Genomic DNA, 26,799 nt, shown 5'->3' with positions numbered 1-26,799 from the left:
TTCGACCAAAACTGATCACAAAAAGCCAGCCATTACCCTCACTAAACGCAATTGTAATAGCTGACCATTCATAATCCTAACAACCATTTAGGGCTGGTTGACTTAACTGTGAGATCCAACGGACTGCTCTGGTGCTGCTTCACCATCCTGCTCGCCTAGATTCTCATCTTGCGTAGAAGCCTGTTCAAAATCAACGTGATGACGAGAATATAACATGAAGATTAACCCCCCAATTATGAGCCAGATCAGATAGGTTATCCAAGCATCAAGGGTTGTACTAATAAGCAAAATAACACAAAACAGCATTGCTAAAATTGGAATCGTATACCCCAACGGCAACTTAAACGGTCGTTGCAAGTCCGGTTGTTCCCTGCGCAAAAGAATCACAATCAACGAAATCAAGAAGAACACGCAAAGCGAGCCAACGTTTGAAATCGTCGCTAGTTGTTTAACGTTCGATATCCCCGCTAAAATGGCACCAATTGAACCAATCAACCAAAGGGCCCGATTAGGACTCTTACTTGATTGATTTAATTTTGCTAAGCCTCGTGGTAAAAAGCCACCTCTACTCATTGACATCACGATATTTGAAGCAGCGTAAACAAACGCGTAGACAACCGCCAAAATACCGATAATCGCCCCTACGGAAACAATCTGAGCAGCGACATTATGCCCTTTAGCCATTAACACGTAGGCCATTGATTCAGGCACATTCAGCTGTCGATAACTCACAACACCAGTCATAATGACGCTCACAACAATATAAAGCGTTGTGACAACTAGCAGTGAAATAATAATGGCTTTGGGTAACGTTTTTTGCACGTTTTTGGTTTCCTCAGCGGAAGTTGCCAATGCATCGAAGCCAAGAAAGGTGAAAAATACTAACGAAGCCCCAGAGAAGATTCCCTGAACACCAAATGGCATAAAGGGCGTCCAATTACTTGAATCAACGTTTTGAACAGCCACAAAGATAAACAGCAGAATAACCGCCAACTTGATCATTACCAAAATATTATTAAAAATTTTACTTTCGCTCGTTCCTCGGGTCAAAATCAGGGTAATCAGCAAAATCATTAACACCGCTGGTAAGTTAATGATGCCACCATTAGAAGGGGAAGCCATCAACGATGCTGGCAAATTAACTCCAATTTCTGAAAGCGATGCCTTAACATAGCCCGTCCAGCCATTGGCAACCGTTGCGGTTGTCGTAATATATACACCCAGCAAGGTCCAACCAGCTAAAAACGCCATTCGCTGGCCAATTGCCACCCAAGCATATACATATGCACTACCGGAGTTTGGAATACTAGTTGTCAATTCTGAATAACACAATCCAACCACCGCACTGGCAAACCCAGCGATCAGAAATGAAATGATAACAGCCGGACCGGCAGCTGTTGCGGCAACGATTCCAGTCAGGACCAAAATTCCAGTTCCAATAATGGCGCCGATCCCCATGATTGAAAGGTCAAATAGCCCGAGTGTTCGCTCACGTTTACTATCTTTGGCATTTTTTAACACCAAATCAATGTTGATTCGACTATTTTTCATAATAAATCCCCTGTTAAATCGTTGTCACTGTCTAATTAAATTGCTCGTAAGGTAAATTCAGACTCTCTGCAACTGCTTGGTTTGTCAATTTACCTTCGAAGGTGTTAATCCCGGTTAATACCGTATTATCTTTGGCAGCCTCGACTAATCCCTTATTGGCAATTTCAATTGCGTATGGCAAGGTTGCACTGGACAAAGCATCAGTAGCAGTCTTCGGCACCGCACCAGGAATATTGGCAACCGTGTAATGAACAACTCCGTGGGAAATATAGATCGGATCATCATGAGTTGTTGCCTTAACACTGGTTTCAAAAATACCGCCTTGATCGATTGGCACATCAACAATAACCGACCCATCTTCCATGCTGTCAACCATCTCCGTTGTTACCAATTTAGGGGCGGTATGCCCTGGAATCAAAACTGCCCCAACAACCAAATCAGATTTCTGAACTGATTCGGCAATATTATGAGGATTTGAAATCAATGTTTGAATTTTACCGTTGAAAATATCATCAACTTGAGCTAAACGCTGTGCATTGATGTCCAAAATTGTGACATTAGCACCTAATCCGACGGCAATTTTCGCAGCGTTGAAGCCAACCGTTCCGGCACCGATAATGGTAATATTCCCCCGATGAACACCAGTAACTCCTGGTAACAAAATGCCTTTACCCTGATGCGGTTCTTCTAGGAAGTGGGCACCGACTTGAATAGACATTCGACCAGCAATTTCACTCATTGGGAAGAGTAATGGCAAGCCGCCGTTTCGGCCGACCATTGTTTCATAAGCAACCGCCGTTACTTTACTGTCCAGCAATGCTTTGGTTAAATCTGGATCCGCGGCTAAGTGGAAGTAAGTGTAAACAATTAAGCCCTCGTGGAAGTACTTATACTCAGATTGAAGCGGCTCCTTAACCTTAATAACTAAATCAACGTCCCAAGCGTCATCGACACTTCCAATGCTTGCCCCAACTGCAGTGTATTGATCGTCTGGAAAACCAGAACCAGTTCCTGCGCCTTGTTCAACAACGACATCATGGCCGGCATGAATTAAATTAGCAACCCCGCTCGGCGTCATGCCAACTCGATTTTCTTGTTCCTTAATTTCCTTTGGAATTCCAATCTTCATCATAATCATCCCTTCATGAATCCGCTTACATCTATCAACACCCTAAAATTACCACATCAAGTTAGTTAGTTCAAATAAATGCATTTGTGATTTCTTATGCATCGACCACAAAATATATATTCATTGGTACGCCTGAAATTCAGCCCAAAGAATAATTAGATTATTCTCATTATCACGACTGCATGTTCAATTTAGAGCAACCATATCAAAAAAACAAAAGTTGCCATAACAGTCATAGCAACTTTTGCTTCTTGTAATATTTATCCAACGCTAACGTCGTTTTTATTTACCAATATTTAAATCAATGTTTTCTGCTGGCTTATTATCAGCGGCAGCTTTTTTAGGTGCTTTAGCCGTCTTTTTGCTATCTGATTTTGCCGAGTCTTGTGCTTTTTCTGTTTCAGGCTCCGTATCATCAGGAATGCCATAAGCGGCGCGAACCTTCTTATTAACTTCTTTAAACATATCTGGATGATCCTCAAGGTACGATTTGACATTTTCACGACCTTGGCCAATTCGCTCTTCGCCATATGAATACCATGAACCCGACTTGTCAATGATATCCTTATCAACGGCCATATCAACCAGTTCACCTGATTGAGAAATACCCTTGCCATACATAATATCAACTTCTGCTCGCTTAAACGGCGGGGCAACCTTGTTCTTCACAACTTTAATCCGAACTCGATTACCAATGATATTCGTGCCATCTTTAATCTGCTCGGCTCGTCGTACCTCTAGTCGAATGGTTGCGTAAAACTTTAATGCTCGGCCACCTGGGGTCGTTTCTGGATTACCAAACATCACCCCGACCTTTTCACGAATCTGATTAATAAAGATCGCAATCGTCTTAGTCTTATTAATTGTCCCAGATAACTTCCGAAGCGCTTGCGACATCAAACGGGCTTGTAATCCCACGTGCTGGTCGCCCATTTCACCTTCAATTTCTGCTCGTGGTACCAAGGCAGCTACCGAGTCGATAACAACCATGTCGATTGCGCCACTCGTTACTAAGGCATCGGCAATCTGTAAGCCTTGCTCGCCAGTATCAGGCTGGGAAAGCAATAAATCGTCGATATTGACCCCTAAATGCGTTGCATAAACTGGATCCAAGGCATTTTCAGCATCAATATAAGCTGCTGTACCACCGCGCTTTTGAACCTCGGCAACCGCATGCAATGCAACGGTTGTTTTACCAGAACTTTCTGGACCATATACTTCAACAATTCTTCCTCGTGGGTAGCCCCCCACACCAAGTGCTTCGTCCAAAGCAAGCGATCCTGTCGGGACAGTAGAGATTTGGGTATCAGCCTTATCTCCCATCCGCATAATGGAACCCTTGCCAAATTCTTTTTCAATATTTTTTAAGGCTTTATCTAAAGCTACTTTTCTTTGGTCAGCCATTGAATTCCTCCCGATTTTCCTAGTGGAAAAGTCTACCAACTAACTATACTAATGATTTTCGGAAAAAGCAATCAAAATGCGAACAAAAGTTCGATTAATGGTTAATCATCTCCAAAGCCATTTGTAACCCTGCTTGGACGGACGCCGCTCTGATGGCGTTTCGTTCGCCATCAAACTGAAACTTCTTAGCAATCGTTTTTTGGGAACCATAAGCAATTCCAATCCAAACGGTGCCCACTGGATTACCTTCAAGAGAGTCTGGCCCAGCCACCCCCGTAAACGAAACCCCTAAATCCTTATCCATAATCGCTCGGGCTTGATTAGCCATCCAAATCGCTGTGGGCTCACTAACGACCCCATTTTGCTCAATGACGTCCTTGGGAATATTTAATAATTTCTCTTTTATTTGATTCGAATAAGTCACAAAGCCACCTTCAAATACCTCTGAAACTCCGGCAACATTCCCAAGCGTACTTTGAAATTGACCTGCAGTCAAACTTTCTGCTGCTGTGATCGTAATGTGTTGCTTTATCAACTCATGAATCAACTTTTGTTCAAGTGACATCCAATTACCCCTTTCAATGATTAATTACGTCATGTAAGCCAAGATTTTGCTTTTATCTTAACCAGACAACAAACGAGGACAAGATTGTGACAATCATTGGCCCCGTTTTAAATTTCATTATTAATCTTGATTAAAACGAATCTGCAAATACTGATCGATTTTTGACAAAATAATCAATTCCCGAATAAATGGTGAAGAACAAACAAATGTACAGCATAATCTGATCAAGTGGTAAATTGATCGCTGCAAAAAAGACATTATTCAAGAATAATAAAATAATGGCCAACATCTGCGTGGTTGTTTTAATTTTTCCGGGCCATGCCGCAGCGATCACCTCACCATTGTTTTCAACGATAATGAGCCGTAATCCAGTAACAGCAAGTTCACGGCACACGATAATCGCAATTACCCAAGCGGGGGTCTCGCCAAGTTGAACTAAGAAAATAAACGCCGTCATGACAAGCATTTTATCAGCAAGCGGGTCAGCAAACTTCCCAAAATTAGTTACTAAGTGCTGCCGCCGGGCAATTTGGCCATCTAAAAAGTCGGTTAACGATGCAACGATAAAAATTAACGTTGCAATCAAGCGGGCATCTCCCACTTGGGTTCCAGCAATCAAGAAGCTGCCAGAAAATCCAGGAACCGCTAATACCAAGATAAAAAATGGAATTAAAATAATTCGAAAGATCGTTAATTTATTTGGTAAATTCATCCGTTTCCTCCACCAATTCCAATTTAGTAACCGTTACCCGTTGTGCCAGTAGTAGTCCCACTGCCGGTTGTTGTATTATTCGTATTGCCAGTTGTCCCGGTTGTACCTGTGGTACCAGTCGTTGCGGTGCCATTTGTTGAAGTACCAGTTGTTGAACTGGTGCCTGCCGTCCCGGTTGTTCCGGTAGTTGATGAACTGGTTGCCTGCGAACTACTAGTACTAGACGATTGCGCCGTGCTTGATTTACCAAATTGCAGTGTAATCACCCTAACTTGGCTTGAGCCATTATCAATTGGATCAGCCAGCTTAAGCTTTTTACCACCAACATAAATAGCCGTTTGAGCAGCGTTACCAGCGTTGATGGTGGCCGTACTTGTTCCACTTGGCAGCGTTACAATATGGGACTTGCCGCCAGTTAAAGCTGCCTGCCATAACGTCGAGCCATCAGCAGAAACAGACGTCCAAGCGCTAGTTGCTTGACTAACAGCTGCAATTTTCAAGGCAACCTTTCCCTTGGTCCCACTTACACGGTACGTAATATCACTGCCAGAAGCGGTGACTTTTTTAAAAGCAATTGACTTCTTTTTAGTTGTTTTTGCCTTGGGCTTGGTTGAGCTGCTTGAACTGGCCTTGTTATCCTTATTGCCAGAAACAGAAACCTTGGACGTTTCAATCTGTGTCTTGGATGTATCACGGGTACTTCTGGCCGCCGCAACCCAAATGACAATCAGAATAATCAAAACAATCACAGAAACTGATGCGATCGGAATATATCGGCGGATTTTTTCGTTTCGTTGGTCAACTTTACGCTGAGCAGATCTTGTTTCCGGATTGTCATCGTTTACTCGGTCAACATATTCTGGGGCCTCGGTATCTGGTAACTTTTCTTCATACTGACTTAACAATTCCGCACCATCCAAGCCTACCGAGTCGGCATATTGCTTCACAAAAGCCCGAACATAAAACTCGCCTGGTAGCGCATCAAAATCATTGTCTTCAATGGCGATTAAATACCGCTTTTGAATCTTGGTGTTTTTTTGCAGGTCATCGAGGGTATAACCTTTAGCCACCCGCGCGTCATGCAATTTTTTTCCAATTGTTAAATTATCTTTTTCGTCACTCATACGTCTTCTCCATTAAATTAATTTCGTTTACCTAAAGTATATCACAGTCGTTTGCGGGCTCACCCGCGCGATTTTGTATTTCCAATAATCACTTCTTGAAAACTGGCTTTGTTCAAAAACGACTGGGTAATTTGGACGACATCTTGAAACGTTAATTCGTTTAAAATTGCAACTTCATCGTAAATGGTCAAGGGTGACCCCAAAAAGCCATCGAATTGGCTGCTGATTGCTTCTTGTGAATCCATCATTTGAATGTAGTTACCCAACTGTTCCTTTTTTTGCAGCGCAAAATCAGTTGATTTGCGCTTCACTATCTCTGGAATTTGCTCAATAATTGTTCGGATTCGATTGATAAATTCATCAGGGTGATCCGTATCACCACCAAGAAGCGCAAAATGGAACCCACGTTCGTTTTCAAATTCCCATGAAAATGAATCATCAATAATTTCATCATGATATAGTTTATCATATTCATCAGCATTTTCACTGAAAAAAAGGTCAAACATCAGTGATAAGGCAATTTCATACTTCAAACCAAGGCGGCCAGTTGGTACCGAATCATTCCCCCGAATGCCAATCATGGTTTTGGGCCTAGAAACCGTCATGTTAACAAAATGACGGTTTTCAGGTTGATCCTGAGACAAATCCAATTGCCGGCTAACCGATGGCTGGGAACCCCAAGACTTGGCTTGCTGGTTCTCGCTGATCCAGTCAAGGGTTTCTTGTGGATCCACTTTTCCTGTAATAAAAAGTGACATGTTATCTGGCCGATAAAAGGTCTGGTAGGCCAATTCAATGTCTTTAAGCCGAATCTGGTTTACTGTTGAAATGGTTCCCGCAATATCGCTTGAGAGTGGCGACGCAGGATATAACGCGTTAACCGTTTTGAAATAGGCTTGGTTATCCGGATTATTTTGATACATATTAATCTCTTGGTCAATGATCCCCTTTTCTCGTTCAACCTTTGCCGCTGTAAAGTAAGGTGTTTGAACAAAGTCGAGTAAAATCATTAAATTTTCTTTAAAAGCCTCGGTGGTTGAAAAAAGATAATTTGTATTTGTAAAACTGGTATAAGCATTGGAAGCCGCGCCAGTTTGATTAAACAATTCAAAAACATCATAATCTTTCTTATCAAACATCTTGTGCTCTAGAAAATGGGCAATCCCAGCCGGTTGAATAATCGTTTGGTTACCCAGTTGGAAAGATCGGTCAATTGAACCGTAATTAACACCTAAAACAGCTGTTGTTTTGTTAAACCCTGGCTTCGGCTGAATATAAACCATGAGGCCATTATTTAATTGGCTCACAAGTAACTTTTCACCATAAATTGGATAATTAATGGTTTGCATGAGAAACCTCCCCACTATTAAGTGCAACGATCGCCCTGAGTTTAAGTTGGGTGGCAACTGCTTTGAGTTGCGAGCGGTTAACCAAGCGAACCTGGTTTTCCCAATCATTATCACTAATCGAAAACTTTGTAATATGTTGAAGATACTCGTTGTCCATTAACGCGCCGAGATGATCACTTTCTGAACGATGTTGATTAATGAGCGACCGCTTAATTCCCATTAATAGCTCGTCGGTAAAATCACCTTGTGCAAGGTGATCAAGTTGTTCATGAATTAACTGCGTGACCCGCTTTTCATTTTGACCATCAATGCCCGCTTGAACCGTAACCATCCCAAAAAGCGAACTATAATTACTGTGAATGTCGTAAGCTAAACTAGCCTTTTCGCGGACATTTGTAAATAGCAACGATCTTGTTGAACCACCAAATAATTGGTTAAAAATCATCGCAGCAAAGTAATCTTGACTCCCAAAATAGATTGGTAATTGATAACCGAGGCTCAACACACTCTGCGAACCTGTGATCACTTGCCTTTTAATCGCTACCTGTTGAACTGGATCTGGAACAACAAGTAGGGGGTAACTAGTTATTGGCCGGTCTTTGAACGTTTTAAAGCGGCGAACCTCGGCTAGGATCTTTCCAGAATCAACATGGCCACCCACCAAAACAGTTACTTCAGCTTGAGCCAACACCTGCCGATAATATCGCAACAATTCCTCGGAAGTAATTTTGCGAATTTCCGAAGCACTTCCTAACAAGAAGTCGCCATGATCACGGTCATTTGGATAATACAACTTTTGTAGCTGCAGTGTCCCTTCATATTCCTTGTTATCTACAATTGACTCTAAATAATTAATCATATTAGTTTGATGAATCTTAAAATAGGCTTGCTCAAATTGGCCAGCAACTACCAGCGGCCTTTCAATCATCTCTTTTAAAAAAGCAAAGACCTCAGCCGTTAGGTCATGGTCATCTGGTAAATATTGATCGTTTGGGTAAGTCATTTTAATCTGTAGGGTATGTTGATTCCCATAGCGAAGAACCGAAACACCATAACTTGCGCCATACATGGCCGATAATTTGCGTGATACGGCCATTTCGCTACGATACTTAGCTGAAGCATTTTCTAATAATTCAGCTAATAATGCCAACTTCGCAAAATTTCGATGGTCAATCGGTGACGTTAAATTAATCATAATCTTCATATTCTTAAACTTATCCGTGGGGACAACTTGGAGTAAAACTCCATTAGCAACGCGATATTCCACCTAACTTCCTCCTCAATTAATCACAGAATTCATAGTAAAATAAATGACTTAAAATCTCAACTTAAATTGATAATTGTAATAAAAAAACAAGAGGTCTATCCAGTCAGTATCAACTAAGGGGGCACCGCCAAACCACCAATCTCTCGTTTTATCGTATCTGCCACAAAAAAAGCCGGCCATTAAACCGACTTTTCATAACTATTGATGGATTAGCGTACTATCACGATCTGTGCCAAACCACTTCATGTCAATCTTGTGTAACTGTCCGTTTTGGGCTAACTTGTGTAAGCCACTGTCAATCTTTTGTTTCAGCTTTCGATCGCCCTTTCGCATTCCGACGCCATAATATTCAGACGGAAACTCACTGGGAATACTCCGATAACTTGCCTGGTTTGCTTGGTGGCCAATGTAATAGCCAGCGTAAATGCTATCGATCAGCAACCCTTGGATTCGATTGGCGTTTAGGTCGATGAAAGCCTCGGTAAATGAATCATACAAGATGGGACTGTGATCCTTGATCTTATTCTTAAGTAATTGGGGTTGGTTATCAATATCCATCGCCCCTGCCGACCCTGCTTGAACGCCAGCGACCTTTCCCTTCATATCTGAAAAGCTTTTGATCTGTTGTTGCTTTTTAGAAACCAACACCTGTTCATTCTTAAGATAAGGTTGGCTAAAGGTTATTTTTTTAGCTCGCTGTGGATTAATTGAAAACCCATTCCAAATTAAGTCAATGGTGCCGTTTCGAAGCTCGGTCACATTCATCGACCAATCAATTGGTTGAAAATCTACCTTGATGCCATACAGTTTAAAAACAGCTCGGGCCAAATCAACATCGTAGCCAACAATTCGTCCACTCTTGGTTTGAAACCCCATTGGGACAAAACTATCATCGAGGCCAACGACAATCTTTTTTTGTTTATTAACGATTGACCATGTATCTGGATTGGTGTTCATTTTTTGACGATTTTCATAGCGACAACCCGACAACCCGAGCATCACAAGCATGAGCATGATGATTAACGGACTTCGTTTTAAAAACTTTCTCATGGACGACTCCTTCTTTCTAACTCAGCTGGGCAACCCGCTTGATTTCATCAGCAACGTTTTGCGCGAAATCCATATCATGGGTAACCACAATTTGGGTCATTTGTTGCTTTTTCAAATCCAAAATAATCTCAGCAACTTCATCCCTTAAAGCCGGGTCCAACGCGGAAGTCGGTTCATCATAACACAAAATTTTAGGGTTCATCGCCAATGCCCGGACGATTGCCACCCGTTGCTTTTGGCCACCGGATAGTTGAAACGGATAAAGGTCTTCCTTGCCCTCTAATCCTAAGCGACTCAATAAATGCCGGGCTGAGGCTTTAACCTGGTCGAGCGGCAACTTTTTGACCATTGTTGGTGCCAGCGTAATATTCCCCATTACCGTTAGATTCGGGAATAACTGATAATCCTGGAACACAACGCCAATAATTGTATCTTTTTGATCCGTATTCGCTGGGTCAAACTGCTGACCATTCCAAAAGAATTGACCTTGGTTAACGGTCTCTAAGCCGGTAATGCAGCGTAGAAGCGTTGTTTTTCCAGCGCCGGAAGGGCCAACAATTGCCATAATTTCATTATCGTTAACCGTCATTGAGAGGTTATCAATGATGGTTCTGTTATCAAATTTTTTGGTTAAATTCTTAATTTCTAACATTCAATCCCCTCCTCAACATCATTGCCAAACATTTTCCCGTTTTTCAATCAGCTTTAATACAATCGTACAAATCGCCGTTAGGGCAAGGTAGATAATCCCAACTAAAATTAACGGTACCAGGGTGACGTCCCGCGCAGTTGCTACGTTACCGGCCCGCAATAAGTCGCCCAAGCCAATGACGTAAACCAGTGAAGAATCCTTAACCAAATTAATCACTTCGTTCCCAATGGAGGGTAACACAATTTTAAACACTTGAGGAATCACAATTTTTCGAATCGTTTGACCATAACTTAGTCGCAAGACCTTGGCACTTTCAAACTGTCCTTTTGGCACAGATTGGAAACCACCACGGAAAATTTCGCCAAAATAAGCCGTGTAATTTAAAATAAATGCAAATAAGGCAGCGTCATATCGTTGAAAAATAATCCCTAAGATTGGTAAGCCATAAAAGACAAAAATTAATTGCAATAACAGGGGGGTTCCTCGCATCAACCAAACATAGATATTTAATAGCCAAACCAGTGGCTTAAACTTTTGAATGAGTCCCAAGCCAACTAATGCCCCTAATGGAATCGATATAATCAGCGTCCAAAAGAAGATCGACAACGTCATTTTGGTACCAGATAACAGTGCTGGTAAAATTTGTTCAATGTATTGAATCATTTCACATTCCTCCAATTAAAAAAGTCCCCTTGAGAAATTGATCTCAAGAGGACGATAGGGTTCGCGGTGCCACCTCAATTTGCCATAAATTCGCATTCATAGCCTCACGAAGTTTACTACTTCATCGATTTTAAATAAAAATCCCCTTAAGCCACCCAAAAGTGACTTAAGAGGACGATTAAATCGCGGTCCCACCTCAAATTTGTTTTTCGCTCAAACGAAAAACCTCAGTGAGTTTAACTAATAAACTCCAGCAATAACGTGCTTACCGCTTTTTCCTACTCGTAGACTTTCAGAAAAATGACTCCCAGATGTGACGTTAATGACCAAATTACTCATTTTCCACCCTCATGAGCTCTCTGTTAATTCGGTTGATTAACGGTTCTGATCATAGTCTTTCAAACTTTTAAATTAATTAATCTACATGATAGCTGTTTTTTGAGTTATCGTCAAGCCGTATTAACTTTTTTTGAACCAATGGCCCACCTTTTGCCAAAATGTCGGCTTGACCTCATCCTTTAATTCCATAAGCGGAACCGATTCGCCGATTAACCTGCGAGCAATATCTCGATAACCTTGGCCGGCGGGATTTTCGGCTTGAAGCACGATTGGTTCGCCCTTGTTAGAAGTGGTAATCACGGCGTCATCATCCAACACAATTCCCAGCAATTCAACGCCTAGATGGTGGGTAATTTCATCGACATCCATCACAGAACCGTCCTTCATCATATGTTGCCGAATCCGGTTAATAATTAACCGAGGTTGCTCCTGTAAGGGATGTTGTTCTAATAGGCCAACAACTCGATCAGCATCCCTCACAGCAGAAATTTCGGGGGTTGTGACGATGATTGCGCTATCCGCGCCGGCAATGGCATTCATAAACCCTTGTTCGATGCCGGCGGGACAATCAATCAAAATATAATCGAAATCAGGTTTTAAATCATCGACAATTTCCTTAACCTGGTCTTGGTTAAGGGCCGATTTATCAGTGTTTTGAGCGGCTGGTAACAAATAAAGCAGATCATCAAAGCGCTTATCTTTGACTAACGCTTGCGCCAACTTGGCCCGGCCCACCGCCACGTCAACAATGTCATACATAATTCGGTTGTCCAACCCAAGAACGACATCTAAGTTCCGTAATCCAATATCAAGGTCTAGGAGGCACACCTTTTTGCCAAGCATTGCTAAGGACGTTCCGATATTTGCCGATGAAGTTGTTTTGCCAACTCCCCCCTTACCTGAAGTGATCACATAAGCTTTACCCATTAATGACTCCTCCTATCTGATTAAAGAACTTAGGGTTGATTTGCTTTAAATCTTCAACTTTGCCGTAATCAAGCACATGAAGATCATTTACGTAGATGACCGTTCCGCCATCAATGTGGTGCCTGGTATCATCCAAAATTTCAAATTGTTCGCCAATTCGAACTTGTTGCGCATTATGTACGTCCCCAATAATCATCTTATCTTCGAAATCCGGCGTTCCAGCTTGGATGATGCCGGAAACTTCACCAAGGACATAAATGTTGCCACTGACTAATAATTTGCCTCCTTCATGAACCTTTCCAAGAAATAATACATCACCTTGGATTCGTTCATCTTGACCGTTGCGGATGATTTTGTCAATAACGTGGACGCTCAATTGTTCTAATCGACGGGCGGATTCTTCTTTAGTAATGACATTTGAGGTGATTTTGTGAACCGAAAAATCAGCATAGTCTGCAAAAATCGTTTCAATTCTTGCTCGATTTTCAGCTGACCAAAGCCGCCTGCCCGTATCAATATCAAACGAAATTATCTGTGGCTTGGTCGAAAGCGTTTGGGCCTGCAAGCCGTTCAATAATTTTTTTAATGCAGAAAAGATTGCTTCAATTCCCGCATTTTCATCTAAAACAATTTCATAACCATCCTTAGTGCCCTTCAACACCGCTGCATCCTGCATCCTCAAAATCCCTCCTATCGCCTATGGCTTCTATACAAAGCCTCAATCGGAAAATAAGAAATCGCTAACAAGACAAGATTGAGAGCCAACGTAGGCGCTAACGTATTTACTAAAAATTCAGAAACTGAGGCTTGAGCCTGGCCAATAAAGGCATTAGCAACAAAGCCCAACGTTACCAGTACCGTAATCCCCAAAAAGTACACCAAAAAGCCACTCATGAAACTCGGGGGCAACATCTGGTAGATAACCTGGCAAAGATAAACAACTAACGGAAAGATAAAGACATAAACGCCTAAAATTCCCGTGTAGTACATATCAAACACAAAGCCAATCACAGCAGCCCAGATACCTAAATGAAGCTTCTTGGCATTTCCAAAGAAAACTGCCAAAACCAGCCACATAACCGTTAAGTAAGGAACCATTGTATTAGGATACTTAAATAATATTCCCGAAAGTATTTGACTAATTGACCCATCCAAAAAGAAAGCAATCAATTGGCCAATCACAAAAATCATCGCGATAGGAATTCTGCGTTTCATTTAGTTGATTTCCTCCTATCACTCTCTAACTGCTACCGACACGATTTCGATGTCATTGAGATTAGCAGCCGGTTTGATATAAACCTTCTTAGCCAAGCCGTAATCGTCTTCAGCAATTTTAGCAACAGTCCCAACGTAAATCCCCTTTGGAATGACGCCACCAAGACCGCTGGTTGTTACCCGGTCGCCCTTGGTTAGTTTGGCAGTTGAAGTAATATTGCCCATAATAATTCGATTAGCTTGTGAATCGTATGAAGTAATAATGCCATTAACGACCTTCGAATTTGCGCCGACAATTTGAATGGCAAATCGGTTTGAATTCTCGGCCGTATTAGAAATCAACACAACCTTACTATTCGTTTTGTTAACTTCAGCAACTGTTCCAATCAATCCAGGTCCAGCAACGACTGGCATGTCTTTTTTAACACCGGCAGCCTGCCCTTTGTTAATCACAATTTGGCTTGCCCAAGAAGAAGGGGTTCTGGTAATGACAGCAGCATTAATTTTTTCATAACCGGTTAACGTGTTGCCGACATTCAACTGCCGCTTTAATTGCTTATTTTCTCTTTGCAGTGCTTGATCTTTCACCTGGGTCTGAGCGAGCTGATCAACTTTTGACTTGAGTTGTTGATTTTCTTGGTACGTGTTCAACAAGTTTTTAACTGATACAAACCCATGTTGAACCCCATTCATTGGCACAGCAACGATTCGATCTGCGAATCCCACAATGTCATTGCCAAATTGTTGAATGAGCGTTGGCGTACTCCGCTTATTTCGAATCGCAACCGACACGGTCATCAGACCAAAACTAATGATTAAACATACAATGACAATGACAAGCTTTCGACTGGAGAAAAACTTTTGCATAATTGCCTCCATTCGTTATTCATTAACAAATAAGCCTAGAGATATTTAGGCTTCGTGATTATTGCTTTTTCTTCATCACGTTAATGCTCTTGAGTGACTCTCCAGTCCCAATTGCCACACAATCAAGTGGATCCGACGCAATTGACACAGGCACTTGTGTTGCTTCGGCAATTACGTCAGTAATGTTTCGCAGTAAGGCACCGCCACCAGTTAAGACGATCCCATGATCAATGACATCGGCAGCAATTTCTGGCGAGGTTTCTTCCAAAGTTTCCTTGATAGTTGCAATAATGGCGGCAACTGATTCATTGATCGCGTTATTGACATCTACGCCGCTAATCTCAACGGTTGTTGGTAGTCCAGTTACCAAATCACGACCCCGAATTGGCACCGCCTTGATTTCTTTGGCAGCTTTTGGCGATGCTGAGCCGATGTCAATTTTAAGCTGTTCAGCCGTTCGCTCACCAATCAACAGATTATATTTTTGACGAACATACTGAGAGATTGCTTCGTTCAATTTATCGCCAGCCATTCTAACAGAGCGACTAGACACAATGCCACCAAGTGAAATAGTGGCAACGTCAGTGGTGCCACCACCAATATCGACTACCATACTGCCAGTTGGATCCATTACCGGCAAACCAGCGCCAATAGCAGCAGCAAATGGCTCTTCAATCACATAAGCATCCCGGGCACCCGCAACACGGGTCGCATCAATGACCGCCCGTTTTTCAACGGCTGTAATGCCCGTTGGCACACAAACCATCACGTAAGGCTTGCCTGATGAATGTCCTAGGGCCTTTTCAATAAAATACTTCATCATTGCAACCGTTGTATCATAGTCTGCAATAACGCCATCCTTCATGGGTCTGACCGCTTGTATACTTGCAGGGGTCCGTCCGATCATCGCCCGGGCTTCTTCTCCCACGGCGATAATCTCACCGTTTTTGGTACTCTTAGCAACCACCGACGGTTCGCGAAGAACAATTCCCTTTCCTTCGACATACACAATTGTATTGGCGGTTCCAAGATCAATTCCTATGTTTTTTTCCCCAAATCCAAACACGTTATCCATCCCTTCGTTGTCTATCTTTCACAATTTTTAGTTTAGTTATTATAGATTTATTGAATTATTATTGTTTAACGAAACAAGTATATCATACCGTATCAAAAAATAAATGAAATCCATTTAATCAAAGACTTATTTAAGATATTATTTGAAATTACTCAGCAAATATTTGCGCGCATCAGAAATAAAATAAAGAGAGCCGGTAATCAGTAACATATCGTTACCAGTAAGCTTGTCTTTGAGCGTGTTGATTGCTTGGTGCCAATCGGTAATTGTCAAAATTGGATCGGCAGTTTGACCGACTTGATGTTCCAATTTTTCTGGATCAGCTGCCTGGCGTTTATTTGGGCCGGCAAAATGCGTTAGAACAATCTCGGTATTTGGGAGGGTTGCCATTTTCGTAACCATTTTGTCTGCTTGTTTATCCGCCAAGATTCCCATCAAAATGAACAGTCGCCGATCCGAAAAGTCAGTCCGCAGTAACTCAACCAATTCATCGACAGCCGAAATGTTGTGAGCGCCATCCAAAACAATTGTTGGCTTAATCGACAGACGTTCAAATCGGCCCGCCCACTGAGTTGCCTTTACCCCATTTCGAATACTTTGCAGATTAACCGGCTTTCCTAATCGCTGACAATACATCCGGTATGCTGCAATTGCGACAGCGGCGTTATCGACTTGATAATCACCAAGCAGGTGCGTCGTTAAACCATTAATTTGGTGGCTTTTAACAGCAAAGTTAAACTGTTGTTGCCAGTTATTTTCACCCGTTGAAGTCGCTCGAAAATCGCGATTTAAGATTGAAATGAGACTTTGCTTTTCTTCAGCCACTCGTTTAATCACTTCAAGTGGTTCCGAATCGATTCGCCCCACCACAACGGGAACGCCAGGCTTAATAATTCCCGCTTTTTGGTAAGCAATTTTAGGTAGCGTATTGCCTAAGATATGCATATGATCCCAACCAATTGTGACGATAACAGAGACTTTAGGGACAATGACGTTTGTTGAATCAAACAGGCCGCCGAGCCCAACTTCAATGATCACGACATCGGCATGGCCTTCCGCGAAATAGGTAAACATCATTGCCGTCACGATCTCAAATTCCGTTGGCCCACCCTCAGGCAAGAGCTGATCAAGTTTTTTGACGACCGGATAGAGCTTTTGCGTTAAACGGAGAACTTCCTTATCCGAGATTGGCACGCCATTGACACTAATTCGTTCATTGAACTTAATTAAAAATGGTGAGGTGAAGGTGCCAACCGTGTTTCCATCTTGTTGCAGTATATTTCTTAAAAACGCAACAGTTGATCCTTTGCCGTTAGTACCCGCAACGTGGATCGCGTTCACTTGTTTGTCAGGTGCTCCTAGTTCATCCAAAAATCGTCGCATCCGCTTCAAAGTTGGAATTTTTTTAAATTGGCTTCGACCATGGATAAAGTTTAGTGCCTCTTCATACGAATTAATCATTAATTTCTCCTCAAAACGAGGCTGGGACAAAACACATTGTTTTGCTTCCAGCCTCGATGTTACTTTAGTTGCTTAATTATTAAACAACCTTCTATATTATAGTTCATTCGTAATTTGCTGCAAACGGTCCTTAGCTGCATTCAGCTTAGATTGATAATCCGCTTGTTTTTGCTTTTCTTCGTTGACAACCGCTTCTGGGGCGTTTTCAACAAATTTTTTATTAGCCAATTTCTTATCTGAGCGTGCGACCTCTGACTCAAACTTATCGACATCCTTTTGAACCCGGGCCTTTTCCTCATTAAGATCAACTAATTCAGCTAACGGAACAAAGACAGTCGCATCAGTAATGACCGCCGACATTGAGAGCTTAGGTGCTTCAATTGTACGATCGATTTTAAGCGCCTTGCAGTGACAGAAGCGATCAATGTAATCCCGATTTGTTTCAAAAATCGTCTTTAAATTTGGATCATCCGTTTGAATCAACATGTCGATAGGTGAAGATAGTGGTGCATTTGCTTCACTTCGAATATTTCTAACGGCCTTAATTAAATCAATTAAGGATTGCATTTCGTGCTCTGATTTTTCGTCATTAAACGCTGGGTGATCTTCTGGATAACTGGCGGTTACCAAAGATTTACCCGTATGTGGCATTTTTTGCCAAATATACTCGGTCACAAACGGCATAATCGGTTGCAATAGCCGTAAAATTTGGTCCAAAACATACGCCAAAATATTTTGCGTATTTTGTTTTAATTGCGTGTCGTCACTGGTTAATGCTTCCTTACTCATTTCAATATACCAGTCACAAAAATCAAACCAAATAAAATCATAAAGCGCACGATCGGCTTCACCAAAGTTGTATTTTTCAAATTGGTCGTTCACCTTGTTAACCGTTGCATTTAATCGGCTTAAAATCCAACGATCAGACAATTGCCATTCTGATTGAGCTGGCAGTTTTGGTTCGCTAATACCATCCAAGTTCATAATGACGTATCGGCTGGCATTCCAAATTTTGTTGATGAAGTTCCAGGCAGCATCCATTTTGTCGTAAGTGAACTTTAAGTCTTGTCCGGGGGTGCCACCGTTTGATAAGAACCAGCGTAAAGCATCGGCCCCATACTTATCAATGACATCCATTGGATCAATCCCATTACCGAGTGACTTCGACATCTTTCGGCCTTGAGAATCACGAATCAAGCCGTGAAGCAAGACATCTTTAAATGGCCGGCGATGCGTAAATTCCAAACTTTGGAAGATCATCCGAGAAACCCAGAAAAAGATAATATCATAGCCAGTTACCAACGTGTCAGTCGGGAAATAGCGCTTCATATCGTTGGTATCGTCAGGCCAGCCCATCGTCGAAAATGGCCACAAAGCCGACGAGAACCAAGTATCCAAAACATCGGGATCTTGTTGCCAGTTCTCAGCATCTTTAGGTGCTTGCATCCCAACGTAGGTTTCACCGGTCTGTTTGTTATACCAAGCTGGAATTCGATGGCCCCACCACAATTGACGGGAAATCACCCAATCATGAACGTTTTCCATCCAATTAGTAAATGTTCCTTCAAATCGCTCGGGGAAGAAGTTGACCTTGTCATCCGTACTTTGATTTTGAATAGCCTGTTCAGCTAAAGGCTTCATCTTGACAAACCACTGCGTTGAAAGCCGAGCTTCAACTTGGACTCCCGTTCGTTCCGAATGGCCAACCGAATGGACGATCGGGTCAATTGAAAGCACGAGGTCTTGGGCCTTCAGGTCAGCTACCATTGCTTTTCTAGCTTCAAAACGATCCATTCCCTGATACTTACCAGCATTTTCGTTCATGGTAGCATCTTCATTCATCGTGTTGATTCGAGGCAAATCATGGCGATTCCCTACTTTAAAGTCATTAGGGTCATGGGCTGGGGTAATTTTCACCATCCCAGTTCCAAAATCCGGATCAACGTATTGATCGGCAATAATAGGCACTTCGCGATTAACCAATGGCACAATAACTTTTTTGCCGACAAGCTGTTTGTACCGCTCATCGCTAGGGTTAACAGCAACTGCAGTATCGCCCATCATCGTCTCTGGTCGAGTCGTTGCAATTTCAATGTAAGGTTTCCCATTAAAGGTCGTGTCACCAACAAATGGGTATTTAACGTGATAAAAAGCCCCTTGATCATCCTTATGAATAACTTCAATATCTGACAAGGCAGTTCTAGCTTGAGGATCCCAGTTAATGATGTATTCACCGCGATAAATAAGCCCCTTCTTATAGAGCTCGACAAATACCTTACGAACTGCTTTTGATAGTCCCTTATCCAAGGTAAACCGTTCTCGTTCATAGTCCAGTGACAGTCCTAACTTCGCCCACTGTTCCTTAATAGTAGCAGCGAAATCATCCTTCCATTCCCAAACTTTTTGAACGAACTTTTCCCGGCCCAAATCATAACGGGAAATTCCCTGTTCTCGCAGTTTGGCCTCCACTTTGGCTTGGGTCGCAATCCCAGCGTGATCCATTCCTGGCAGCCAGAGCGTGTCATACCCTTGCATTCGTTTTCGACGGATAATCATATCCTGTAGCGTTGTATCCCATGCATGGCCTAAATGCAACTTGCCAGTGACATTTGGCGGCGGCAACACAATTGAAAACGGTTTGGCTTTTTGATCACCACTTGGGCTAAAGACCCCCTCATCAAGCCATTGATTATACCGACCCTTTTCAATGGCGGTTGGATTATATTTGGTCGACATTTCGGTTTGCTTATCCGAAACGGCATTATTCTTATCTGCCATACTAATACCCCTTTCTCTTACTTGATTGACACCTTATGTAACAAAAAACACTCCGTCCAAACAATTAGGACGAAGCGTTCGCGGTACCACCTAAATTGGGCAAAATGCCCCACTTAATGATCAGTATAACGGTCGATTACCGATTCGCTCTCAAAAACTCGAACGAATAGCTCGCAAGCTACGTTCACACAACCGCCAGTAAAAATCTCTCATCATTGATTTTCTTTCTGAACCTGACTGATTGGCTACTCTCTTGCTCAATGCTTTGATTTAATTTCAATCTTAACCAACTATTTGCTAATCGTCAACACGTTTAGCAACTTTTCCTAATGCCGTTAATACATCCTCATAATCGGGCTCATCCGTTATTTCAGGTACAATTTGGCGATAAATAATTTTGCCAGTCGCATCCATAATGAAAATAGTTCGAGCCAACGCACCAAAGTTTGGCAAATAAAGCTTCATGGCATAGCCCAATGATAAACTTTCGTCCGATAATAGCTTCAAGTTTTCAACGCCTTGAGCTGCGCACCAATCCTTTTGCTGTTCAATGGTGTTATTGGAAACCGTTAAAAAGTTCACATCCGGATATTTGTCAGCCTCTTGATTAAACCGACGCGTCTCAATTGAGCAAACTGGCGTATCAATGTCTGGAACCGTTGAAAGCAGCGTTATTCTACCAATAATGTCCGCCGTTTTAACTTTACCGCCATTAGCATCTTCTAACTTAAACTTTGGCAGCTGGTCGCCGACTTCCGGTGGGTTGCCAAATAATTCTTCATCTTTTCCATTAATCGTGACTTGCATCAAGAACACTCCTTTGATGGTTACCTAGCTTACTGACTAATTTATCCCAATCCTGACTAATACGCAAGACCCTAAAATAATTATAACAGTTCGGCGAAAACATCTTGATCCTGATTTAAAAATTCTTCGCCAGCTTTGATATCGGTAATTTTAATGCCATCAATTGCCCGTTTCATCAAACCAGCAACGTCGATATAATTTTCAAATTTTCTAGACTTTTCCAGATCCGGCCGCGTCTTTGGTGAAGGCGGCGTGAAGATCGTGCAACAGTCCTCAAAGGGTAAAATTGACAAATCAAAAGTCTTAATTTGCTTTGAGATCTTGATGATGTCTTCTTTGTCCATTGAAACCAGCGGCCGCAGTACCGGCATTGTGGTCACATCATTGATGGCCAGCATGCTTTCCAATGTCTGCGAAGCAACTTGCCCTAAAGCTTCACCAGTGAAAACGCCGCTGCAATGACGCTGCTTGGTGATTTCAGCTGCAATCCGCAGCATCATTCGCCGCTGAATCGTCATCAAATACCCTTCTGGCACCTTTTCTTTGATAGTCTCTTGAACTTCAGTAAAAGGTACTTGAATAAATTGAATATTACCTGAATATTTAGCCAAAACAGACGTTAACTGTTTAGCCTTGTTTAAGGCTTGTTCACTGGTATAAGGCGGGCTATAAAAATGAATCATGTCAATTTTAACACCGCGTTTCATTGCGAGATAAGTGGCAACCGGTGAATCAATCCCACCAGAAAGCATCATCGTTGCCCGGCCACCAGTCCCGACCGGCAAGCCGCCGGCCCCATGGATGGTTTCGGCCGAAATAAACGCACCATTCATCCGAATCTCAACTCGAATAGCGATATCCGGATGCTTCACGTCAACTTTGATCCCGTCAACATTTTCTAACACGTAAGCCCCTAAGAGGTTATTAAGCTGATTGGTATCATACGCGAAATGCTTATCTTGGCGGCGGGTATTAATCTTAAAGGTGGCGCCTGGTGTAAATTGTGCTTGGGCCATTTGTAAGACGACCCGCTTAATTGTTTCCAAGTCTTTTTCAATTCGAATTGTTGGATAAAGATTCTCAATTCCAAAGACGCCCTGCAATGCAGCAATCACTTGATCGTCATCTTCACCGTTCAAAGCCACGTGCAGCCGGTCTCGTTGTGCTTTGACCTCGACTTTTTCAAAGCGATGTAACACGGCCCGCACGTTTCTTCCAAGTTGCTTAATAAAGTCTTTTCGATTTTTCCCTTTTGTGGACAGTTCACCATAGCGAACCATAATTTCTGTATAGTGCATAACTGCTCCTAACTTAGTTTATCAAACTCTTGATATAACTTATCAAATACCTGAACGAATTGTTCAGCTTGCTCAACCGTATTTTGATCGCCCAATGAGATTCTAACCGCACTGGTCGCAACATCTTCTGGCACCTTCATTGCGTTTAAAGTGCCAGATTCATCATGACTCTTAGATGAGCAGGCACTAGTTGTTGAAATAAAGATTTGATATTTTTCAAAGGCATGAACAATGGTTTCACCCCGGACGCCCTTGATGGCAAAGCAAAGAATATGTGGGGCAAACGTTTTATCATTTTTCGAAAAAATCACTACTTTGTCAAACTTGCTGATGTGATCAATAATTAGCTGCTTAATCTTACGTTCTGTCTCAATCGCTGTAGGTGCTTTTTCCAAAACCAGTCGAATTGCTTTAGCCATTGCAGCAATTCCTGGTAAATTTTCAGTTCCTGAGCGTTGATTCTTCTCTTGACCACCACCGTTCATTAACGGCGCAATCCGCCGCCCTCGGCGACCATAAATAAAGCCGGTCCCTCTCGGCGCATGAAATTTATGACCGGAAAAGGCAACAAAGTCTACCCGATCGTTAAAAATGAGATCTTCAATCCCTTTGCCTAATCCTTGGACTGCGTCAACGTGAAAATGAATCTTCGGATAGTCCTTCAGCAACTCGGCAGCTTCTTTAATTGGTTCAATTGTGCCAATCTCATTATTAACTGCCATAATTGAAACCAAAATTGTGTCCGGACGGATTGCCGCTTTCAAATCAGCAACCGAGATTCGGCCTTCATTGTCTACTGGTAAATAAGTAATCTCATAACCGAGTTGACGTAATTGCTCCATCGAGTTATGAACAGCTGCATGCTCCACGGAAGTCGTAATAATGTGCTTGCCAAATTCCCGCTTAGCCAAAGCCGTGCCCTTAATAACCCAGTTATCGCCTTCGGTTCCACCACTCGTGAAATAGATTTCATCTGAATGGACATGCAATAAATCAGCGATTTGCTTTCGAGATTGTTCAAGTAAGTGAAAAGCTTGCTCACCAAAGTTATGAAGACTGGATGGGTTACCCCAAATCTTCTCGCTAACTTTATTGTATGTGTCAAGTACTTCTGGCAGTGCTTGTGTCGTTGCACTATTGTCAAAATAAATCATTTGAAACCTTCTTCTCTAAATTTATTGGTTCGACTCCAACAAATATAACTCCCATGATGATACACCCAAAGCTAACCAGTAACAAGCCAGGTGTGCCACTAATTAAATTACTGTTAAAAAATAAGTGGCAGACAAAACAACTGCTTGTCTACCACCTATCTTGCTTAACGAATTTCAAAGGCGATTAATGACTGGATCAACGTTTCTGATCCGGATCCTGTTTATCCTCCGTTGGCTGTGCGCTTTTCTTAGCCGCAAAATAATCGTCGCGAATTTTGGTGAACATCCCCGCTGACTGTTTCTCAAGTGCTTCAGAAATTGTCGCCAGGCTTTTTTGATAATCATACTTCTGATCAAAATAGACCTGAGCTTGTTTACTAGCAGTTGCCATCTCACTATTTGAACCAACGTAACGGTTTGCGTACTGAATCGTTTGTTCAGCCAATGTTGCGTCATCGATTAATTTATTGGTTTGATCATCTAAAGTATCCATATCGGACTGAATGATAATCACCTGCTTGGAAATATCGTCCATATCAATTTGGGGCTGGTTCATGGCATGACTCAGGTGATTGATTTCTCTCACAACGGCCGCAAAAGTATCTTGATAATCTTCTGGTAATCCGGGAAGGTTGCGATTATCGATCCGGCGTTTCTTATTACGCATTTCCAAATCGAATTTGGCCAGGGCATTGCGCGCCTGTTTTTCTCTTTGGGGAAGTTGAACCGTTGATTGAAATAAATCCTTTTGTAACGATTCAATCTGGCCTAAGTCTTTTGTCATCTTAGTCTGGGCTTGATCAATGCTGGAAAACACTGCAGTGCCGGCTTTGATTGCTTGGATTTGTTGATTGTACGCATGTTCAATCGTTGTAATTTGTTGGTCATATTGATGGTGATTCTCAATTTCCTGGTGGGTTAAGAGATAACTCTTGTTTAAACTTTCAAGGCGAACAGCTAAATCGCGATTTTGTCGCCTGACATGGGCGATGTAGTCACCAATTACCTTAGTATTCTTTTCAACGTGCGGCCTCGACTTCAATTCCAAATCAAGGGCATCATACAAGTGATCAATTGATCCGGCAATATCTGCAGTGGCTTTATCGACCACGTCAACATCCAGATTTTCAAGCTGCTTTAAACTGGCTTTAATTTGGTTCTGCAAACTCGTCATTCTTTGTTCAAATTGATCATGCGGAAAATTATAGTGCTTGGCTTTGAGCTGTTGATAACCAGACTGAATTTCACTCAATTGGTCAACAAATTCTTGGGCAAGCATTGCGTACAGCTTTGGAATTCGCTGCATATAATCTTCTAGTTTAGATGTCGAAGCATTCAAATCTGTTAACACGTCTTCGGCACTGTTGGGATCGCCACTCTTAGTTAGCTGCGTAAATTCATCAAAGGTACCTTCGATTTCTGCCAGCATCTTTTCCAAATTATCGATACTTGGTCCAAACGACTCGTTTTGGTTGAGCATATCTTCTCGAAGCCGTTTATACTTTTTTTCGAGTTCTTCAAGGGCTAAATGATGTTGCTTATTCAAATCATAAAGTTGGGCAAGGCCGGCTTGAATTTCCTTTAACTCCGAGTTGGCGGTTTCAATTGCTTGGTTAGCGTTTTGCCAATCATTCTTCGTTTTAATGAAGTTAATTCCCTTGCCATCTTCTTTGACAGCCGCAATGCCTTCATCAATATTTGGCAACATCTGATTTTTATAATGTTGGTACTTATTATATAATTGATCATACTTTTTTTGTGATTCACCCGTTAAGTTCAGCTTTTTGGCAAGGGCAAATTCATCGTCTAAAGGAATTTTGTTCAGGTCCCGCTTGTTTTCGTACACATTTGTTGCCATCTTAATGGTCCGCCGCTGGTAAAACACAAACCCCAGATAACAAGCCCCAACCACCACAATAATTCCAATCAGCAAAGTAAGCATTTGATCCCATCCTTCAGAAATAAAGATATTAAATGAACATTAGTGTGGAAAAAAACCACAAAACAATTTATTATGTATTAATAATTAACGAAAGTACTCTAAACTGAATTATATCATAGTAGGGTCGTTTCACCAGATTTTTTTAAAGCGAGGATAGATATTATGCCAAAAACAACTACTTTAGTTAATCAACAGCTTGACGCACTGCTGAGCGGTGAGGAAGATATCATTGCCAACATGGCAAACGCGGCTGCCTTATTGAACCAATCCCTTGAAAATATTAACTGGGTCGGATTTTACCGCTACGATCAAGAAAACGATGAACTGATTTTAGGTCCTTTTCAAGGCAACGTAGCGTGCATGCACATTAAAAACGGTCAAGGAGTTTGTGGCACCGCCCTTACCCAAAAACGGCCACTGCGCGTCGCTGACGTTCATCAATTTGCTGGCCATATTGCTTGTGACGCTAATTCGCGTTCAGAAATTGTGATCCCCTTGTTTAAAAACCATCTTCCGATTGGGGTGTTAGATATTGACTCCCCGATTTTTGATCGGTTTTCCGAAGCCGACGAAGAAAGTCTTAAAACCTTTGGCGACATTTTCATTAAACATATTGACTTAGACTAGGATTCCTTGTACAATGGCGGTTGTGTAAAATAATGCAGCAGTGAGCGGTAAGCTCGTCAACATGTTGTTGCCATTTGATTGGTTCTGCAAGTAACTCAATCGGCTGCTTGAGCGAAAGAGCAAAGCAACATGCACGAATACTAAGCTTACAATGGCTTATTTTACTCCAAAAAATTATTGGAGGATTACTTATGTCTAGATATACAGGTCCAAGCTGGAGAATTTCACGTCGATTGGGTGTTTCACTATCAGGTACTGGTAAAGAACTTGATCGTCGTCCATATGCCCCTGGTGATCACGGTCAAGGCCGTCGCTCAAAGCTTTCAGAATATGGGTTACAATTACATGAAAAGCAAAAATTGCGTTATATGTACGGATTGACTGAACGCCAATTCAGTAACTTATTCATTCGTGCAGGTAAGATTCGTGAAGGTAAGCATGGTGTTAACTTTATGATCTTGCTTGAAGAACGTTTAGATAACATGGTTTATCGTTTAGGCTTGGCTACGACTCGTCGTCAAGCACGCCAATTAGTTAATCACGGTCATATTACTGTTGATGGCAAGCGAGTTGATATTCCATCATACGAAGTTAAACCTGGTCAAGTAATCTCCGTTCGTGAAAAGTCCAAAGATCTTCAAGTCATTAAAGATGCCGTTGAAGCCGTTGTGGGTCGTCCACAATATGTTAACTTCGATGCTGACAAGCTTGAAGGTTCATTGGTTCGCTTACCACAACGTGAAGAACTTGATGCTGATATTGATGAATCACTCATCGTTGAATATTACAACAAATTGGGTTAATTCATTACTTAAAAAGCGTTTTGCCCTGGCAAGACGCTTT

The 26,799-nt window shown here is 42.0% G+C and carries 24 protein-coding genes and 2 other annotated features; of the genes, 2 read left to right on the top strand and 22 right to left on the bottom strand.

The window, feature by feature from the left end; genetic code table 11:
• Window positions 1–102 precede the first annotated feature (102 nt).
• The 22 genes from YK48G_RS00230 to ezrA form a co-directional block, all read right to left on the bottom strand.
• A complete protein-coding gene (locus YK48G_RS00230; RefSeq protein ID WP_203628699.1) occupies window positions 103–1,551 on the bottom strand; it encodes an amino acid permease in 1,449 nt (482 codons plus the stop codon).
• A 31-nt stretch (window positions 1,552–1,582) separates the two neighbouring features.
• Window positions 1,583–2,680 (bottom strand): alanine dehydrogenase, encoded by a 1,098-nt coding sequence (gene ald / locus YK48G_RS00225; protein ID WP_203629091.1) that lies wholly within the window; start codon window positions 2,678–2,680, stop codon window positions 1,583–1,585.
• Between the two features lie 282 nt (window positions 2,681–2,962).
• Window positions 2,963–4,084, bottom strand: coding sequence for a recombinase RecA (gene recA, locus YK48G_RS00220; RefSeq protein WP_203628698.1), 1,122 nt, complete (start codon window positions 4,082–4,084; stop codon window positions 2,963–2,965).
• Between the two features lie 94 nt (window positions 4,085–4,178).
• On the bottom strand, window positions 4,179–4,649 hold the full coding sequence (locus tag YK48G_RS00215) for a CinA family protein (protein WP_203628697.1): 471 nt from the start codon (window positions 4,647–4,649) through the stop codon (window positions 4,179–4,181).
• A gap of 130 nt (window positions 4,650–4,779) precedes the next feature.
• A complete protein-coding gene (gene pgsA, locus YK48G_RS00210; RefSeq protein WP_203628696.1) occupies window positions 4,780–5,361 on the bottom strand; it encodes a CDP-diacylglycerol--glycerol-3-phosphate 3-phosphatidyltransferase in 582 nt (193 codons plus the stop codon).
• Window positions 5,362–5,384: 23 nt separating this feature from the next.
• Window positions 5,385–6,485 (bottom strand): RodZ domain-containing protein, encoded by a 1,101-nt coding sequence (locus tag YK48G_RS00205; protein ID WP_203628695.1) that lies wholly within the window; start codon window positions 6,483–6,485, stop codon window positions 5,385–5,387.
• A 59-nt stretch (window positions 6,486–6,544) separates the two neighbouring features.
• Window positions 6,545–7,834 (bottom strand): EF-P 5-aminopentanol modification-associated protein YfmH, encoded by a 1,290-nt coding sequence (gene yfmH / locus YK48G_RS00200; protein ID WP_203628694.1) that lies wholly within the window; start codon window positions 7,832–7,834, stop codon window positions 6,545–6,547.
• The gene (gene yfmF, locus YK48G_RS00195) at window positions 7,821–9,101 is read right to left on the bottom strand and encodes an EF-P 5-aminopentanol modification-associated protein YfmF (protein ID WP_203628693.1); all 1,281 of its coding nucleotides are present in this window, start codon (window positions 9,099–9,101) and stop codon (window positions 7,821–7,823) included. Before yfmF ends, yfmH begins: the two co-directional genes overlap by 14 nt.
• A gap of 198 nt (window positions 9,102–9,299) precedes the next feature.
• Entirely contained in the window at window positions 9,300–10,151 is an 852-nt protein-coding gene (locus tag YK48G_RS00190; RefSeq protein ID WP_203628692.1) for an amino acid ABC transporter substrate-binding protein, read from the bottom strand.
• A gap of 16 nt (window positions 10,152–10,167) precedes the next feature.
• A complete protein-coding gene (locus YK48G_RS00185; protein ID WP_203628691.1) occupies window positions 10,168–10,803 on the bottom strand; it encodes an amino acid ABC transporter ATP-binding protein in 636 nt (211 codons plus the stop codon).
• An 18-nt stretch (window positions 10,804–10,821) separates the two neighbouring features.
• Window positions 10,822–11,466, bottom strand: a complete 645-nt coding sequence (locus tag YK48G_RS00180; protein WP_203628690.1) for an amino acid ABC transporter permease — start codon at window positions 11,464–11,466, stop codon at window positions 10,822–10,824.
• A gap of 167 nt (window positions 11,467–11,633) precedes the next feature.
• Window positions 11,634–11,867, bottom strand: a binding site (T-box leader).
• A 58-nt stretch (window positions 11,868–11,925) separates the two neighbouring features.
• Window positions 11,926–12,732: a septum site-determining protein MinD gene (gene minD / locus YK48G_RS00175; RefSeq protein ID WP_203628689.1), complete on the bottom strand. Its 807-nt coding sequence runs from the start codon at window positions 12,730–12,732 to the stop codon at window positions 11,926–11,928.
• The gene (locus tag YK48G_RS00170) at window positions 12,725–13,408 is read right to left on the bottom strand and encodes a septum site-determining protein MinC (protein ID WP_203628688.1); all 684 of its coding nucleotides are present in this window, start codon (window positions 13,406–13,408) and stop codon (window positions 12,725–12,727) included. The genes minD and YK48G_RS00170 overlap by 8 nt, the downstream gene beginning before the upstream one ends.
• Window positions 13,409–13,422: 14 nt before the next feature.
• Window positions 13,423–13,947 (bottom strand): rod shape-determining protein MreD, encoded by a 525-nt coding sequence (gene mreD, locus YK48G_RS00165; RefSeq protein ID WP_203628687.1) that lies wholly within the window; start codon window positions 13,945–13,947, stop codon window positions 13,423–13,425.
• Between the two features lie 18 nt (window positions 13,948–13,965).
• Window positions 13,966–14,814 carry a rod shape-determining protein MreC gene (gene mreC / locus YK48G_RS00160; RefSeq protein WP_203628686.1) on the bottom strand — a complete coding sequence of 283 codons (849 nt, stop codon included), beginning with the start codon at window positions 14,812–14,814 and terminating at the stop codon, window positions 13,966–13,968.
• Window positions 14,815–14,872: 58 nt separating this feature from the next.
• Window positions 14,873–15,889: a rod shape-determining protein gene (locus tag YK48G_RS00155; RefSeq protein ID WP_203628685.1), complete on the bottom strand. Its 1,017-nt coding sequence runs from the start codon at window positions 15,887–15,889 to the stop codon at window positions 14,873–14,875.
• Between the two features lie 138 nt (window positions 15,890–16,027).
• Complete coding sequence (locus YK48G_RS00150; RefSeq protein ID WP_203628684.1) at window positions 16,028–17,350, bottom strand: bifunctional folylpolyglutamate synthase/dihydrofolate synthase; 1,323 nt, start codon at window positions 17,348–17,350, stop codon at window positions 16,028–16,030.
• A gap of 96 nt (window positions 17,351–17,446) precedes the next feature.
• Window positions 17,447–20,128 (bottom strand): valine--tRNA ligase, encoded by a 2,682-nt coding sequence (locus tag YK48G_RS00145; protein ID WP_203628683.1) that lies wholly within the window; start codon window positions 20,126–20,128, stop codon window positions 17,447–17,449.
• 62 nt (window positions 20,129–20,190) lie between these two features.
• Window positions 20,191–20,398: a binding site (T-box leader), on the bottom strand.
• A 27-nt stretch (window positions 20,399–20,425) separates the two neighbouring features.
• Window positions 20,426–20,935: a thiol peroxidase gene (gene tpx / locus YK48G_RS00140; protein ID WP_203628682.1), complete on the bottom strand. Its 510-nt coding sequence runs from the start codon at window positions 20,933–20,935 to the stop codon at window positions 20,426–20,428.
• 80 nt (window positions 20,936–21,015) lie between these two features.
• Entirely contained in the window at window positions 21,016–22,233 is a 1,218-nt protein-coding gene (gene thiI / locus YK48G_RS00135) for a tRNA uracil 4-sulfurtransferase ThiI (RefSeq protein WP_203628681.1), read from the bottom strand.
• A gap of 8 nt (window positions 22,234–22,241) precedes the next feature.
• On the bottom strand, window positions 22,242–23,387 hold the full coding sequence (locus tag YK48G_RS00130) for a cysteine desulfurase family protein (RefSeq protein WP_203628680.1): 1,146 nt from the start codon (window positions 23,385–23,387) through the stop codon (window positions 22,242–22,244).
• A gap of 196 nt (window positions 23,388–23,583) precedes the next feature.
• Window positions 23,584–25,329 (bottom strand): septation ring formation regulator EzrA, encoded by a 1,746-nt coding sequence (gene ezrA, locus YK48G_RS00125; RefSeq protein ID WP_203628679.1) that lies wholly within the window; start codon window positions 25,327–25,329, stop codon window positions 23,584–23,586.
• A gap of 162 nt (window positions 25,330–25,491) precedes the next feature.
• Between ezrA and msrC the strand changes: the two genes are divergently transcribed.
• Both msrC and rpsD read left to right on the top strand, forming a co-directional pair.
• Window positions 25,492–25,956 carry a free L-methionine (R)-S-oxide reductase MsrC gene (gene msrC, locus YK48G_RS00120; protein ID WP_203628678.1) on the top strand — a complete coding sequence of 155 codons (465 nt, stop codon included), beginning with the start codon at window positions 25,492–25,494 and terminating at the stop codon, window positions 25,954–25,956.
• Window positions 25,957–26,147: 191 nt separating this feature from the next.
• Entirely contained in the window at window positions 26,148–26,759 is a 612-nt protein-coding gene (rpsD, locus tag YK48G_RS00115) for a 30S ribosomal protein S4 (protein ID WP_203628677.1), read from the top strand.
• Window positions 26,760–26,799 lie beyond the last annotated feature (40 nt).

Origin of the sequence: Lentilactobacillus fungorum (genome assembly GCF_016860605.1) — a bacterium.
In the GTDB taxonomy this organism is placed as follows: domain Bacteria; phylum Bacillota; class Bacilli; order Lactobacillales; family Lactobacillaceae; genus Lentilactobacillus; species Lentilactobacillus fungorum.
The sequence above is the reverse complement of the archived record's forward strand: the minus strand, read 5'-3'. Positions and strand labels throughout refer to the sequence as shown.

Excerpts from the sequence above, each read along its gene's own strand:
- YK48G_RS00230 (WP_203628699.1), bottom strand. The coding sequence starts at position 1,551 with ATGAAAAATAGTCGAATCAACATTGATTTGGTGTTAAAAAATGCCAAA.
- ald (WP_203629091.1), bottom strand. The coding sequence starts at position 2,680 with ATGAAGATTGGAATTCCAAAGGAAATTAAGGAACAAGAAAATCGAGTT.
- recA (WP_203628698.1), bottom strand. The coding sequence starts at position 4,084 with ATGGCTGACCAAAGAAAAGTAGCTTTAGATAAAGCCTTAAAAAATATT.
- YK48G_RS00215 (WP_203628697.1), bottom strand. The coding sequence starts at position 4,649 with ATGTCACTTGAACAAAAGTTGATTCATGAGTTGATAAAGCAACACATT.
- pgsA (WP_203628696.1), bottom strand. The coding sequence starts at position 5,361 with ATGAATTTACCAAATAAATTAACGATCTTTCGAATTATTTTAATTCCA.
- YK48G_RS00205 (WP_203628695.1), bottom strand. The coding sequence starts at position 6,485 with ATGAGTGACGAAAAAGATAATTTAACAATTGGAAAAAAATTGCATGAC.
- yfmH (WP_203628694.1), bottom strand. The coding sequence starts at position 7,834 with ATGCAAACCATTAATTATCCAATTTATGGTGAAAAGTTACTTGTGAGC.
- YK48G_RS00190 (WP_203628692.1), bottom strand. The coding sequence starts at position 10,151 with ATGAGAAAGTTTTTAAAACGAAGTCCGTTAATCATCATGCTCATGCTT.
- YK48G_RS00185 (WP_203628691.1), bottom strand. The coding sequence starts at position 10,803 with ATGTTAGAAATTAAGAATTTAACCAAAAAATTTGATAACAGAACCATC.
- YK48G_RS00180 (WP_203628690.1), bottom strand. The coding sequence starts at position 11,466 with ATGATTCAATACATTGAACAAATTTTACCAGCACTGTTATCTGGTACC.
- minD (WP_203628689.1), bottom strand. The coding sequence starts at position 12,732 with ATGGGTAAAGCTTATGTGATCACTTCAGGTAAGGGGGGAGTTGGCAAA.
- YK48G_RS00170 (WP_203628688.1), bottom strand. The coding sequence starts at position 13,408 with ATGCAGGATGCAGCGGTGTTGAAGGGCACTAAGGATGGTTATGAAATT.
- mreD (WP_203628687.1), bottom strand. The coding sequence starts at position 13,947 with ATGAAACGCAGAATTCCTATCGCGATGATTTTTGTGATTGGCCAATTG.
- mreC (WP_203628686.1), bottom strand. The coding sequence starts at position 14,814 with ATGCAAAAGTTTTTCTCCAGTCGAAAGCTTGTCATTGTCATTGTATGT.
- YK48G_RS00155 (WP_203628685.1), bottom strand. The coding sequence starts at position 15,889 with ATGGATAACGTGTTTGGATTTGGGGAAAAAAACATAGGAATTGATCTT.
- YK48G_RS00150 (WP_203628684.1), bottom strand. The coding sequence starts at position 17,350 with ATGATTAATTCGTATGAAGAGGCACTAAACTTTATCCATGGTCGAAGC.
- YK48G_RS00145 (WP_203628683.1), bottom strand. The coding sequence starts at position 20,128 with ATGGCAGATAAGAATAATGCCGTTTCGGATAAGCAAACCGAAATGTCG.
- tpx (WP_203628682.1), bottom strand. The coding sequence starts at position 20,935 with ATGCAAGTCACGATTAATGGAAAAGATGAAGAATTATTTGGCAACCCA.
- thiI (WP_203628681.1), bottom strand. The coding sequence starts at position 22,233 with ATGCACTATACAGAAATTATGGTTCGCTATGGTGAACTGTCCACAAAA.
- YK48G_RS00130 (WP_203628680.1), bottom strand. The coding sequence starts at position 23,387 with ATGATTTATTTTGACAATAGTGCAACGACACAAGCACTGCCAGAAGTA.
- ezrA (WP_203628679.1), bottom strand. The coding sequence starts at position 25,329 with ATGCTTACTTTGCTGATTGGAATTATTGTGGTGGTTGGGGCTTGTTAT.
- msrC (WP_203628678.1), top strand. The coding sequence starts at position 25,492 with ATGCCAAAAACAACTACTTTAGTTAATCAACAGCTTGACGCACTGCTG.
- rpsD (WP_203628677.1), top strand. The coding sequence starts at position 26,148 with ATGTCTAGATATACAGGTCCAAGCTGGAGAATTTCACGTCGATTGGGT.